Here is a 13,255-nt window from a genome sequence, read left to right as displayed (position 1 = left end):
GCGGATAAACGGAGAGGCTTCGGGTCATATTAAAAACGGGAATTGGACAGGGAATTGGATTTTTCATTGACAACTGCTTTTATTCATTGGTATAATATTTGGCTTCATTTGACAAACTGGACAATTTGGAGTATAATGAGGTAGAAAGAGGTGGTAGCAGTCCATGGCTAAAAATGCGCTTTTGGAGATCAAACGTACCATGGAAACGCATGTGGGACAGAAGATTACGCTCCGCGCCAACGGCGGGCGGAGGAAGACCATTGAACGTTCAGGTGTGCTTGAAGAGACCTACCCTTCTGTTTTTATCGTCAAGCTGGATCAGGACCAGCAAAGTTTCAAACGGGTTTCCTACAGCTACGCGGACATCTTGACCGAGACAGTGGAAGTGACTGTCTGCAATGAGGATGGCCAAGTGCGGATCACATACATACAGGGATAACCCCTGCATCCACCGCAGGACTCCGGCTATGGCCGGGGTTCTTTTTGCTGCATGGGCTGGAGGAGCAACGTCGTTCAAGCGACGGGGCGCCGCGGACCGGCTTCCATAAGTTTATCCCGGCGACGGCGGCTAAAATCGGCATCGGCTGCGCATTCTAAAGATAAAGACGGGGTTTTCCCACAAGGAGGGGTAAGGCAATGAGCAGAAGGCGCCGGGGTGTGATGTCGGAGCAGCTGAAATATGAGTTGGCCAAGGACTTGGGTTTTTACAACAAGGTTCAGCAGGAAGGCTGGGGAGGCATTACCACCAAGGATGCGGGGAATATGGTGAAGCGGGCCATTCAGATGGCGGAGCAGGCCGCCAAGGGGCAAGGTCAGGGCCAGGGCCAGCCGCCGCCAAGGTGAAAGCAGGCCACAGCCGTTAAGGTGATGCAGGCACAGAGAAAAGGAATGCAAGCCGGGGCGCTGAACTGCGCTCCGGCTTTGATGTGTTTGGCGGTGAGCGGGGGCGTATAATGTGGTTTGCGTCGTGCCTTAAGCGCTTCGGGGAAGTCCTGATGACCCAGGATGCTTTTCCCAACAGGGTTTGCTATAATATGTAAAGTTGGATCAGGCCGTTTACTTGAAAGTAGGTGCAGCCTTGTGCGAGTGATGGAAAAAGCGTCGGCTAAAATCAATCTGACCCTGGACGTGCTGCATAAGCGGCCGGACGGTTACCATGAAGTAGAGATGATTATGACCATGGTGGATCTGGCGGACCGCATTGAGATGCAGGAGCTGGACCGGGATGCCATCATCATCTCCAGCCAGGCCGGGTATATCCCGCTGGACGAGAAAAACCTGGCGTTCCAGGCCGCCAGGCTGATCAAGGACCGCTATGATGTGAAGCAAGGGGTCTATATTCATCTGGATAAAAAAATCCCGGTGGCGGCCGGGCTGGCCGGAGGCAGCAGCGATGCGGCGGCCACCCTGCGCGGTCTGAACCGCCTGTGGCGGCTGGGGATTACCGATGCGGAGCTTCGGACGCTGGGAGCCGAGCTGGGCTCCGACGTTCCCTTCTGCGTAACCGGCGGAACGGCCATAGCCCGCGGTCGCGGGGAAAGGCTGGAGTTCATCGATTCGCCGCCCCAATGCTGGGTGGTGTTGGCCAAGCCGCCCATTAACGTGTCCACGGCGGATGTCTACGGGAAGCTGAATGCCTCGCGGATTGCCCGGCACCCGGATACGGCCGGTGTGGCGGAAGCGATCCGGATGAAGGATTATCCGGGCCTGTGCGCCGGTTTGGGCAATGTTTTGGAAGAGGTTACATTATCCCTCTACCCCGAGGTCCGGCAGCTGAAAAACTGCATGGAGCGGCTGGGAGCAGACGGCGTGCTGATGTCCGGCAGCGGGCCCACCGTATTCGCCTTATGCTCCAAGGAGAAAAAAGCGCAGCGGATCTATAACGGGCTTCGCGGCTTCTGCAAGGAGGTCTACGCAGTAAGGATGCTGACCGGGGAACATGCGGCGCCATAAGTGCGGGGTAAGGAAGATGTTACCTGCATGTAAGAAACAATTTCATCGGGAACTTGAATAAATACGGACATAAATGATATATTCTCATTATAATATTCGGATTTTCCGTGGAATGATCCGCATTCGGGGGTGCATGCATGAAAAAATTAAAGCGAAGCGCAAGATTGGTAGAAATGACGCAATACTTGCTGTTTCGCCCCCATACGTTGATTCCGCTGACGACCTTCGCAGAGCGCTATAATTCGGCCAAGTCGTCCATCAGCGAGGATCTGGCCATCATCAAGGAAGTGTGCGAATCGGAAGGGCTTGGGGATCTCCAGACGTTGGCCGGAGCCGCCGGCGGGGTTAAGTTTATTCCCAAGATCTCCAAGGCGCAATCGGAAATCTTTATGACGGATATATGCAGGCAGCTGGAACAGCCTGAACGGGTGCTGCCGGGCGGCTACATGTACATGTCCGATCTGCTGGGCCGCCCGATGATTCTGAATGAAATCGGCAAGATGTTTGCAACCGCGTTTGCCGGACGGGATATCGATGTGGTGATGACGGTGGAAACCAAGGGCATTCCCCTGGCCTATGCCACGGCCATGTTTCTCAATCTCCCCGTGGTGATTGTCCGCCGGGACAACAAGGTGACGGAGGGCTCCGCCGTAAGCATCAACTATGTTTCCGGCTCCAATAAGCGGATTCAGACCATGTCTCTGTCGAGAAGAGCGCTGAAGGAAGAGGCCAAGGTGCTGATTATCGACGACTTCATGCGCGCAGGCGGAACCATTCACGGCATGATGGACCTCTTGTCGGAGTTCAGGGCAACGGTGAAGGGCGTGGGTGTGTTTGTGGAATCGGACGAGGTGGAGGAGCATCTGGTGGAGGATTATCTCTCCCTGGCCCGCCTCACCCACGTGGATTCCCGGAGCAAGCAGGTGAAGGTGGTACTGGGCAATTACTTTGAATAAAGGAGTCAACCGTTATGGTCAAAATTGTAGCGACAGCCGAAGCGCCTGCCGCCATCGGCCCGTATTCCCAGGCTGTGATTGCAGGAGATATGGTATACACGTCAGGTCAGATTCCACTGCGCCCGGACGGAACGCTTCTGGAAGGCGGCATCGCCGAACAGGCGGAGCAGGTGCTGAAGAATCTGGAGGCGGTGCTCCGGGAGGCTGGTTCCAGCCTGTCCCGGGTGGTCAAAACTACCGTGTTTCTAAAGGACATGAACCTGTTTGGGGAGTTCAATGAAATGTACGGGTCCTTTTTCAAGGATCACAAGCCGGCGCGCTCCACCGTGGAGGTTGCCCGTTTGCCCAAGGATGTTCTTGTCGAAATAGAATGCATTGCAGTGAGAAATGTCGAAATAGTTTAAGTTGTATAAATATTTTTAAAAAAGCCTTTTTTTTAAGCACAAAAAAGAAGGATTTTCCCAGCTGTTGTGGAAATATACAGCAAGTCCTGCTCAAGTCCTGCTTAAGAAAAAGGTGGTGAACGTAAAGGTGCAAATTACTGATGTCAGACTCCGCCGCGTGAATTCCGAAGGAAGGATGAAGGCTATCGCCTCCATCACCATCGACAATGAATTCGTCGTGCACGACATTCGCGTTATTGACGGAAATAACGGGATGTTCGTTGCAATGCCCAGCAAGCGGACTCCCGACGGAGAGTTCCGGGATATCGCTCATCCCATCTCTTCCGCCACCCGGGAAAAGATTCAGGCAGCCGTTCTGGCTGAGTACGAAAGAGCCGCTGTCGAGGAAGAAGTCATGGAAGAAGGAGCATAAAATAACCGCAATTTCCGTGGGAGCCTAAGGGGCTCTCTTTTCTTTTGCCGGAAAGTAGGATATATTCATATTGGAATTTATGATGGAGATGATGAATTTGAACATATTCAGTATTGTCCTGGCAGCGGGCAAGGGCAAACGGATGAAATCGAAGCTGTACAAGGTGCTTCATCCTGTTTGCGGCCAACCGATGGTTGGCCATGTTCTGGATGCTGTGGAGGGGCTTGGCGCCGCCCGCAATGTGGTGGTGGTTGGCCACGGCAGCGAAGCGGTTAAGGCGTATTTGGGCAGCCGGGCGGAGTTTGTCATGCAGGCCGAGCAATTGGGCACCGGCCACGCCGTGCTCCAGGCGGCGCCTCTGTTGGCCGGGGAGGATGGCATCACAGTTGTAGTCTGCGGCGATACTCCGCTTGTGATGGAAGAGACGCTGCGCCGGATGATTGAGATCCACCGGCAGTCCGGAGCGGCGGCGACTGTGCTGACTGCGGAGCTGGCGGAGCCAACCGGGTATGGCCGGGTGATCCGCGGCGAAGACGGGCAGGTTAAGGCGATTGTGGAGCAAAAGGACTGTACGCCGGAGCAGGCCCTCGTGAAGGAAATCAACACGGGGACCTATTGCTTCGACAACCGTCAACTGTTTGCGGCATTGGGCAAGGTGACCAACCATAATGCCCAGAACGAGTATTATCTGACCGATGTGATCCGCATCCTGCAGGAAGACGGGCAGGGCATAGCCGCCTGGCAGACTGCCGATCCGGCGGAGGCCATCGGCGTCAATGACCGGGTGGCTTTGTCCGAGGCGGAACGGCTGATGCGGGAGCGGATTGTCCGCCGCCTGATGCTGGATGGCGTGACTGTCACCGATCCGGCGAATACGTACGTGGAGAATGGCGTGGTCATCGGAGCGGATACAGTGCTGTATCCCGGCTGTGTCCTGAAGGGCAAGACTGTCATTGGCGAAGATTGCGTCATCGGCCCGAATGTGGAGATGACCGACTCTGTGGTGGGCAACGGCGCCCATATTAAGCAATCCGTGCTGCTGGAAGCGAAAACCGGCAACGACGTGAACATTGGTCCCTTCGCGTATTTGCGTCCGGGTGCGGACCTGGCGGATGGCGTGAAGGTCGGCGATTTTGTGGAAATCAAGAATGCGGTAATCGGGGAAGGCAGCAAGGTGCCTCACTTAAGCTATGTGGGGGATGCCACGGTAGGCAGCCATACCAACATCGGATGCGGCGTCATTACAGCCAATTACGACGGCTTCAACAAGTCCCGCACGGAAATCGGCAGCAATGCCTTCATCGGCAGCAATGTGAATCTGATTGCGCCGGTGCGGGTGGGCGACGGGGCGTTTGTGGTGGCGGGGTCCACCATTACCCATGAGGTGCCGGACAATGACTTGGCTATTGCCCGGGCGCGCCAGGTAAACAAGGAAGGCTATGCCGAGAAGCTGCGCAACAAGTTCAAGGCGAAGAAGGAAAAGAAGTAAGGGGCTGCGGCGGAGATGCCGCGGGTAATTCCCGTCAGAATCATCACGCAAAAACTCAAGAATATGCTTACGAAGCTGGCTTCCTAAAGGAAGCCCTTAGGAGGAACTGTTTGTGTCATATTTAGATCCGAAGTTGAAGATTTTTACCTGTAATTCCAATCCCAAGCTGGCGGAGGAAATTGCCTCCTACATTGGCGTATCCTTGGGGGATTCCGAAGCGCTGCAATTCGCTGATGGTGAAGTGCGCATCAAGCTGAATGAAAGTGTGCGGGGCTGCGATGTATTCGTCATCCAGTCCACCTGTTTGCCCGTCAACGATAATCTGATGGAGCTGCTGGTTATGGTTGACGCCTTGCGCCGTGCCTCCGCCAACAGCATCAACGTGGTGATTCCGTACTACGGCTATGCGCGGCAGGACCGGAAAGCCCGCTCCCGCGATCCCATCACCGCCAAGCTGGTGGCGAAGATGATCGAAACCGCCGGTGCGGACCGGGTAATCAGCATGGATCTGCATGCGACACAAATCCAGGGTTTCTTCGATATTCCCGTGGATCATCTGTTGGGCAACCCGATTCTGGGCAAATATTTCCGCAACAAGGCACTCCCCAATGTTACAGTAGTTTCTCCTGACCATGGCGGCGTAGTCCGCGCCCGCCGGCTGGCGGATTATCTGTCCGCGCCTTTGGCGATTATCGACAAGCGCCGTCCGGAGCCCAATGTCTCCGAGGTGATGAACATCATCGGCGACATCAAGGGACGCACCGCCATTCTGGTGGACGACATTATCGACACCGCGGGTACCATGGTCCTCGCCGCCAATGCGCTGATGGAATACGGCGCAGCGGAAGTGTATGCCTGCTCCACCCACCCGGTACTGTCCGGTCCGGCTATGGAGCGGATCGCCAACTCCCCGCTGAAGGAACTGGTGGTCACCAATACCATTCCGCTTCACCATCCCAATCCCTCGGACAAGATCCGGGTGCTGTCCGTCGCGCCGACCATCGGCGAGGCGATTATCCGGATTCACGAGCAGCTGCCTATCAGCAAGCTGTTTGAGGAATAGAATTTTTTGGTTATGGAATCCTCCCAAAACGGGCATTCTAGTGAAGAATCCGTTAAAAGGAGGCTCCACCAATTATGGCTGTATCATTGCTGGCCCAAACCCGGGGCAATTTAACCAAATCCGGGGTGAAGAAGCTCCGTTCCTCCGGCAGCGTGCCGGGGGTGGTATACGGCAAAAGCACCAATACTACGCTGGTTAAGGTGGACAACCGGGAGCTGAATGCGCTGTTGAAAGCCCATGCCCGCGGAATCATCGAGCTGGAGCTGGACGCCGCAGGCAAACAAACCGTGATGATCCAGGATGTGCAGCGCGATCCGTTGAACAGCAACCTGCTTCATATTGATTTTCACCAAATTAATATGAATGAGCCGGTCCGCACCGAGGTTGCGCTGGATTTTACCGGTGAATCCAAGGGTGAGGAAGAAGGCGGCTTGCTGCAGATCCAGCTTCACCAGGTGGAGGTCCGCTGTCTTCCCGGCTTGATTCCCGCCTCCATTGCGGTGGATGTAACCCGGCTGGGTATGGGGGACACCATTACCGCCGGTGAATTGCAGATGCCTGCAGGGGTGGAGCTGAAGACCCACAGGGACGAGGTTGTCGTGACGATTCTGGCGCCTCAGAAGGAAGTGGAGGAAGCTCCGGCGGAGTCTGCCGTCAAGGATGCGGCTCCCGCCAAAACAACCCCAAGCGCAGAACCTGTCACCTGACAGCGAATTTCGGCAGATACGGAATATTCCCAAAGAGTGGAAGCGGCGCGTGTGGCGTCCGCTTCTTTTTGTGCTGAAGCCGCTTTCAATTCAGCGCTTCAGTATCCCGGTCGGGACACAAAACGGTAAATCCCCCGGTTGTAGTACACCGGACCGATCCGGACGAAATGCCGGGAAATGCCGCAGACATAGCCAATGTCCGCATGCTGCGCGCCCAGATATACCTGCACGGGGATCTCATGCTCCATATGGTGAAGAAAGTGAATGTCCTGGGTTAAAGTCTGGCCGAAAAGGTACATGGGCGGATGCTCCCTTTTGGAGGAGTTGGAGGGGAAGAAGGGCTCCGTAACATAGACAAAATCGGAGAGGCGATAGTTGGACGGCAAATAAAATTATTTTTTGAGCGCGGATTTGGTATAATCGATAGGATGTATGAGAGGAGCGAGCCGAAATGAAATGGTTTGTGGGTTTGGGAAATCCGGGCAGAGAGTATGAGACAACCCGGCACAATATCGGCTTCATGGCCGTTGACCGCATGGCGGCGGAGTGGGGCTTTTCCTGGAAATCCGTCTCCAAGTGCAAGGGTTTGGTGGCGGAGGGAATGGTGCAGGGGGAGAAGGTGGCGCTGCTCAAGCCGCAAACCTATATGAACCTGTCCGGGGAATCCGTGCGCGGATTTATGGACTTTTATAAAGCGAATCTGGCAGATATGGTTCTGCTCTATGACGATATGGATACCCCCTTCGGACAAATCCGGCTTCGGTATCAGGGAAGCGCGGGAGGCCACAACGGGATTAAATCCGTCATCGCCCATACCGGCACCCAAACCTTCAACCGTATCCGCATCGGCATTTCCCGGCCGCCTGCCGGCTATGATATCGTCCAGTATGTGCTGGCCGGCTTCCGCAAGGAAGAGGTGAAGGAACTCCCGGCGGTTCTGGAGCGGGTTGGCCAGGCCATGACCCATACCTTCACGGCCACCTTCGAGCAGACCATGGCCAAATTCAACGGATAAGGCAAAGCCGAAATCCCTGGAGGGCCTCTCATAAAACGGCCCCATTCCGGGCATACTGGAAGGTATCGCGTTATTTTTGGCGCTGATCCGGTATTTCTGGAAGGGGGAGTCTGGTGTTATGGACGTTCGATATGTGTGCCCGCATTGCGGCATGGAGGTTGGCCGGTTAAGCGGCAGTCATCTCACGGAAGTGCAGTTGGGCTTCCATTCCTTGACCCTCGAGGAGCGGAGCGATATAATAGCTTATAGCCCTAACGGTGAGGTAACGGTCAAAGTGACATGCGATTACTGCAAGCAGGCTCTGGAGACGCATCCGGAGCTGATGCTGGTTGCCAATCCGCTGCAATAAGTCATGCGATTTGAAGAGGCCTTGGTGGTTAAGCCCAAGGCTTTTTTTACCGGTGCAGAAGGCCTGGGGTCTTGCCAATAGAATAGCTTACGACAAAATCCGGTTATCCGGCAAAAGGAACGGCGTTCAACAAACGCCGTTAGTTGTGTATCCATCCGCTGCCCATGCGTTTTGACATAGGCGGCTCTTGGCATGGTGATAAGGAGTTGGTTCGGTGTTGCAGGCTTTGATGAATGCTTTTTCGCAAGACACGGATTTCCGGTCGGTTGTGGCCGGATTGGAAAACGGGCTGCACGAGCAGATTATTTCCGGTCTGTCCGGCTCCGCCCGCCAAATGGCGATTGCCGCTCTCTCCGAGGAGATGAAGCGGCCAATTGTAGTTTTAACCCATAACATGTATGCCGCCCAAAAGATTACCGAGGATCTGGCGGAATGCCTCTCCCCTGACCAGGTGGCGCTGTTTCCCGTCCAGGAGCTGCTTGTGGCGGAGATGGCGGCGCAGAGTCCGGAGATGCTGGCCCGCCGCATTGACGCCCTGATGCGCCTTGCCTCGGGCTTCCGCGGCGTATTGGTGGTGCCCTACGCGGGGCTGCGCAAGATTCTGCCTCCGCAGGCGGTTTTTGCAGAGGCGCGGGTAACCTTAAGGGTCGGCGACAAGGTGCAGCTGGAGGGACTCCTGCAGCGGCTCTCCGCCATGGGCTATGAGCGCAATGACAAGGTGGAGAATAAGGGGGAAATGAGCGTCCGGGGCGGTATTTTGGATTTCTTCCCGATGACGGCGCCCAACCCATTCCGGGTGGAGTTCTTCGATGACGAGGTAGATTCCATCCGCACCTTCGACGCCGCCGAGCAGCGCTCCCTGGAGAAGCTGGAGCAGGTGGAGATCGTGCCGTGCCGCGAAATTCTGGCGGACAGTAAGCGGTTGCAGAGCGCCTCCCAACACGCCTACGAGCTTCTGCAAGCGCAATTGGGCAAAATGAATGACAGAAGCGCCAAGCAAAAGCTCCAGGAAGAGCTGATGCACGAAATTGAGCAGCTGCGCCAGGAGCAGTTTTTCCCCGGGATCGGCAAATATATCGCCCTTCTGTATCCCGAGCGGGAGACACTATTGGATCAGCTGCCCAAGGATACCATTCTGGTTGTGGACGAACCGGGCCGCATTGTGGAAACCGCCAAGCAGCTGGAGCGGGACGAGGCCGAATGGATGACCAGCATGCTGCAGGAGGGCAAATGCCTGCCTGCCTTCGTCATGTCCAAACCCTATGACTCGCTGCTGTTCCGCAAGCCTTTTCCCACCGTGTATCTGAGCTTGTTCCTGCGCCAGGTCCACGGCATCCAGCCCCAGAACATTGTCAATATGGTGTGCCGCTCCATGCAGAGCTTCCACGGCCAGATGAATGTGCTCAAGTCCGAAATGGAGCGCTGGAAGAAGACTGGGGCCCGGGTCATTCTTCTGGCCCAGGGACAGGAACGGCTGGACCGGGTGCGCCGGGTGCTCCAGGATTACCATATCGAGGAGCCGCAGCTTCTGGACGGCAACCTGCAGGCAGGCTTCGAGCTGCCGGCGGTGAAGCTGGTGGTGATCACCGAAGGCGAGCTGTTTACCCAGAAGCAGCGGAAGGTCCGCAAAATCGACAAAAAGCTGGAAAACGCCGAGCGCATCAAGAGCTATCAGGAGCTGAAGGTCGGCGATTATGTTGTCCATGTCAATCACGGCATCGGCAAATATGTGGGCATCGGGACGCTGGAAATCAACGGAATCCATAAGGATTATATTCACATTTTATATGCCGGGGGCGACAAGCTGTCCGTTCCCATCGAGCAGATTGACCTGATTCAGAAATATATCGGCGCGGACGAGGGCAAGGAGCCGAAGATTTACAAGCTGGGCGGCACCGATTGGAACAAAGTCAAGACCAAGGCCCGCTCTGCCGTCCAGGATATTGCCGATGATCTGATCAAGCTGTATGCCGACCGCCAGGCGCGGCCGGGCTACGGCTTCAGCAAGGATACGCCGTACCAGAAGGACTTTGAAGGGATGTTCCCCTACGAGGAGACGCGGGACCAGGCCCGGGCCATTGACGAAATCAAGCAGGACATGGAGCGCCCCCGCCCCATGGACCGCCTGCTGTGCGGCGACGTGGGCTACGGCAAAACCGAGGTGGCCATCCGGGCGGCCTTCAAGGCGGCCATTGACGGCAAGCAGGTGGCAGTGCTGGTGCCCACCACGATTCTGGCCCAGCAGCATTATGAGACCTTCCGGGAGCGGTTTTCCGGCTTCCCCTTCCATATTCAGGTGCTCTCCCGCTTCCGCTCCAAAAAAGAGCAGAACGAAACGATAAAGGGCATTAAAAACGGCACCGTGGATATTGTCATCGGCACCCATCGGCTGCTGTCCGCGGATATGGTGTTCAAGGATTTGGGGCTTCTGATCGTGGACGAGGAGCAGCGCTTCGGCGTAGCCCACAAGGAGAAGCTGAAGCGGCTGAAATCCAATGTGGATGTGCTGACGCTGACGGCGACTCCCATTCCCCGGACGCTCCATATGTCCATGCTGGGCGTACGCGACCTGTCGGTTATCGAGACGCCGCCGGAGAACCGTTTCCCCGTGCAGACCTACGTGGTGGAGCACAGCAATTCTCTTACACGTGAAGCCATAGAGCGGGAATTAGCCCGGGAGGGCCAGGTGTATTATCTGTACAACCGGGTTCAGGGCATCCAGCAGATCGCTGACCAGATTACCATGCTGGTTCCGGACGCGAGAGTGGCGGTGGCCCATGGCCAGATGGGCGAGCAGGAGCTGGAGAAAACCATCCTGGACTTCCTGGACGGGGAATTCGATGTGCTGGTCAGCACCAGCATCATTGAAACCGGTGTGGACATCCCCAATGTCAACACCCTGATCGTCCACGACGCCGACAAAATGGGCCTGTCCCAGCTGTATCAGCTGCGGGGCCGGGTAGGCCGCTCCAACCGGATCGCTTATGCCTATTTCACCTACCAGCGGGATAAAATGCTTACGGAGGTAGCCGAAAAGCGGCTTCAGGCCATCAAGGAGTTTACCGAGCTGGGCTCCGGCTTCAAGATCGCCATGCGGGACTTGTCCATCCGCGGCGCAGGCAATCTTCTCGGGGCGGAGCAGCACGGCTTTATCGCTTCCGTGGGCTTCGACCTGTATTCCCAGATGCTGGCCGAGGAAATCAAGAAGCGCAAGGTGGAGCTGGGAGAAGAGCCGGAGGAGAAGCGCGCCTTTTCGACACAGATCGAGATGCAGCTTGACGCTTATTTACCGTCGGATTATATTTATGACAGTATGCAAAAAATAGAAATCTACAAGAAGGTGGCTACAGCCGTCAGCCTGGACGAGGTGGCGGATATTGAAGAGGAGCTGATTGACCGGTTCGGGGACATTCCTGAAGCCGTCAAGCATCTGCTTACTGTGGCCCGTCTGCGGATATACGGCTCGGAGTACCGCGTTGAAACCATCCGGCAGCGGGGGGACGATGTGGAGATTCTCTTCTCGGGCAATCTGGCCGAGCAGGTGGACCAGAAGAAGCTGGCGGTATGCCAGCAGGCCTTCGAGAACCGGATTCGGCCGGTGCCCGGTTCCACGAACATGATGATTATGAAGGGCAAGGGTTTGACGCCGGAGCAGTCCATCGGTATGTTGGAACGGTTTCTGGTACAATATAAGGAAGCTCTAAAACCGAAAGGGGAACTGGAAAATGTTTCGAATTCGTAAGAACGCCCGCTTGCCCAAAGCGGCTTTGGCAGTAGTGCTGGGAGCGGCATTGGCCGTAACAGGCTGCGGCAAGAAGGAAGGCGACAAGACGGTTGTCGCTACCTATACAGGCGGAGAAATTACCCAAACGGAGCTGACCCAGTTCCACAGTATTTTCTTCTCCCAGTACGGGGATATGACAGGCAGTCCGGAAATGCAGGAGTATCTGCTGAAGCAGCTGGCCACCTTGAAGATTATGGCCGGGAAAGCCTCCGACGACACCAAGAAGGAAGCGGAGAAGGAAGCCAAGGATCAGATCAAGCAAATGGAGGACTACTATAACTCCCAGGAAAAAGGCGCCTTCAACAAACAGCTGGATGCCCTGAAGGTAAGCAAAAAGGATCTGGAAAAATACGTGACTCTAAGCACAACCGTGCTGAAGGATACCAGCGGCAAGGTGACTGACGACGAAATCAAAGCCAGCTATGATGCCAAGCTGAAGGAAGATCCCCATGTTTACGATCTGGCGTCCGTGGCTCATATTCTGGTTTCGCTGAAGGACCCCAACGACTCCACCAAGGATCTGCGGACCAAGGATGAAGCGCTGGTCCGGATCAATGAAGTGAAGGCCAAGCTGGCGAGCGGAGGCGACTTCGCGGCTCTGGCCAAGGAATATTCCGATGACCCCGGCTCCAAGGACAACGGCGGCAAGTATGAAAACCAAAACCCCGCCGTCTGGGACCCGGCCTTCAAGGAAGCGGCCATTACCCAGCCTGTAGGCCAGATCGGGCAGCCCTTCGAAAGCTCCTTCGGCTACCACATTCTTCGGGTGGACAAGCGTGAGGTTGAATCCATGGACGCTGTGAAGGAGGACCTGCGGACCGAAATTGCCGACAAGATGATCGGCGAATTCGTCGATAATGAGCTGCCCAAGCTGGAGTTCACCATCACCCTTCCTGCAGCCAGTGCGGAAGCCTCCCCTGCAGCGTCCGCAGACGCCTCGGCGTCTCCTGCGGCAAGCGTCAGCCCCGCGGCAAGCGCAGCAGCCAGCGCCAGTCCGGCGGCGAAGTAAAAACAGCTTTTCAAGCAAGCGGTATGGAGCGAAAGCTCTGTGCCGCTTTTTTTGCCGTTATGGGAGTTCTTTCTAAAACGGTTACAAAAACAATTTAAGATAGTACATTTTTAT

At 55.8% G+C, this 13,255-nt stretch carries 14 protein-coding genes; 13 read left to right on the top strand and 1 reads right to left on the bottom strand.

From position 1 onward, the window contains the following. The first annotated feature begins 163 nt into the window (after positions 1-163). From veg to DQG13_RS21390, 9 genes are all read left to right on the top strand, one after another. Positions 164-439: a biofilm formation stimulator Veg gene (gene veg, locus DQG13_RS21430; RefSeq protein ID WP_113021993.1), complete on the top strand. Its 276-nt coding sequence runs from the start codon at positions 164-166 to the stop codon at positions 437-439. A gap of 197 nt (positions 440-636) precedes the next feature. Then, positions 637-843: a small, acid-soluble spore protein, alpha/beta type gene (locus tag DQG13_RS21425; RefSeq protein WP_113021991.1), complete on the top strand. Its 207-nt coding sequence runs from the start codon at positions 637-639 to the stop codon at positions 841-843. Positions 844-1,080: 237 nt separating this feature from the next. Then, positions 1,081-1,953 (top strand): 4-(cytidine 5'-diphospho)-2-C-methyl-D-erythritol kinase, encoded by an 873-nt coding sequence (ispE, locus tag DQG13_RS21420; RefSeq protein ID WP_113021989.1) that lies wholly within the window; start codon positions 1,081-1,083, stop codon positions 1,951-1,953. Positions 1,954-2,090: 137 nt separating this feature from the next. Beyond that, positions 2,091-2,909 carry a pur operon repressor gene (gene purR, locus DQG13_RS21415; RefSeq protein WP_113021987.1) on the top strand — a complete coding sequence of 273 codons (819 nt, stop codon included), beginning with the start codon at positions 2,091-2,093 and terminating at the stop codon, positions 2,907-2,909. Positions 2,910-2,923: 14 nt separating this feature from the next. Continuing rightward, positions 2,924-3,313: a RidA family protein gene (locus DQG13_RS21410; RefSeq protein WP_113021985.1), complete on the top strand. Its 390-nt coding sequence runs from the start codon at positions 2,924-2,926 to the stop codon at positions 3,311-3,313. Between the two features lie 127 nt (positions 3,314-3,440). Beyond that, positions 3,441-3,725, top strand: a complete 285-nt coding sequence (gene spoVG / locus DQG13_RS21405; RefSeq protein WP_113022039.1) for a septation regulator SpoVG — start codon at positions 3,441-3,443, stop codon at positions 3,723-3,725. Between the two features lie 79 nt (positions 3,726-3,804). Continuing rightward, on the top strand, positions 3,805-5,214 hold the full coding sequence (glmU, locus tag DQG13_RS21400; protein WP_258525802.1) for a bifunctional UDP-N-acetylglucosamine diphosphorylase/glucosamine-1-phosphate N-acetyltransferase GlmU: 1,410 nt from the start codon (positions 3,805-3,807) through the stop codon (positions 5,212-5,214). 112 nt (positions 5,215-5,326) lie between these two features. Beyond that, positions 5,327-6,277, top strand: a complete 951-nt coding sequence (locus DQG13_RS21395; RefSeq protein WP_113021983.1) for a ribose-phosphate diphosphokinase — start codon at positions 5,327-5,329, stop codon at positions 6,275-6,277. Between the two features lie 74 nt (positions 6,278-6,351). After that, a complete protein-coding gene (locus DQG13_RS21390) occupies positions 6,352-6,984 on the top strand; it encodes a 50S ribosomal protein L25 (protein WP_113021981.1) in 633 nt (210 codons plus the stop codon). Between the two features lie 98 nt (positions 6,985-7,082). Here DQG13_RS21390 and DQG13_RS21385 read toward each other — a convergent pair whose 3' ends face one another. Next, positions 7,083-7,283 carry a hypothetical protein gene (locus DQG13_RS21385; RefSeq protein WP_113021980.1) on the bottom strand — a complete coding sequence of 67 codons (201 nt, stop codon included), beginning with the start codon at positions 7,281-7,283 and terminating at the stop codon, positions 7,083-7,085. 152 nt (positions 7,284-7,435) lie between these two features. On the opposite strand from DQG13_RS21385, the gene pth reads away from it, so the two are divergent. The 4 genes from pth to DQG13_RS21365 all read left to right on the top strand — a co-directional run bounded on the left by pth (position 7,436) and on the right by DQG13_RS21365 (position 13,141). Beyond that, entirely contained in the window at positions 7,436-7,999 is a 564-nt protein-coding gene (pth, locus tag DQG13_RS21380; RefSeq protein ID WP_113021978.1) for an aminoacyl-tRNA hydrolase, read from the top strand. 118 nt (positions 8,000-8,117) lie between these two features. Beyond that, positions 8,118-8,348, top strand: a complete 231-nt coding sequence (locus tag DQG13_RS21375; protein ID WP_113021976.1) for an anti-sigma-F factor Fin family protein — start codon at positions 8,118-8,120, stop codon at positions 8,346-8,348. Between the two features lie 217 nt (positions 8,349-8,565). Further along, the gene (mfd, locus tag DQG13_RS21370; RefSeq protein WP_113022036.1) at positions 8,566-12,090 is read left to right on the top strand and encodes a transcription-repair coupling factor; all 3,525 of its coding nucleotides are present in this window, start codon (positions 8,566-8,568) and stop codon (positions 12,088-12,090) included. Continuing rightward, on the top strand, positions 12,074-13,141 hold the full coding sequence (locus DQG13_RS21365) for a peptidylprolyl isomerase (protein ID WP_113021974.1): 1,068 nt from the start codon (positions 12,074-12,076) through the stop codon (positions 13,139-13,141). The genes mfd and DQG13_RS21365 overlap by 17 nt, the downstream gene beginning before the upstream one ends. The last annotated feature ends 114 nt before the right edge of the window (positions 13,142-13,255 follow it).

The organism is Paenibacillus sp. YN15 (assembly GCF_003285005.1).
In the GTDB taxonomy this organism is placed as follows: Bacteria; Bacillota; Bacilli; order Paenibacillales; family NBRC-103111; genus Paenibacillus_AR.
Note: the sequence above shows the minus strand (reverse complement) of the source record. Positions and strands in the feature narration are given on the sequence as shown.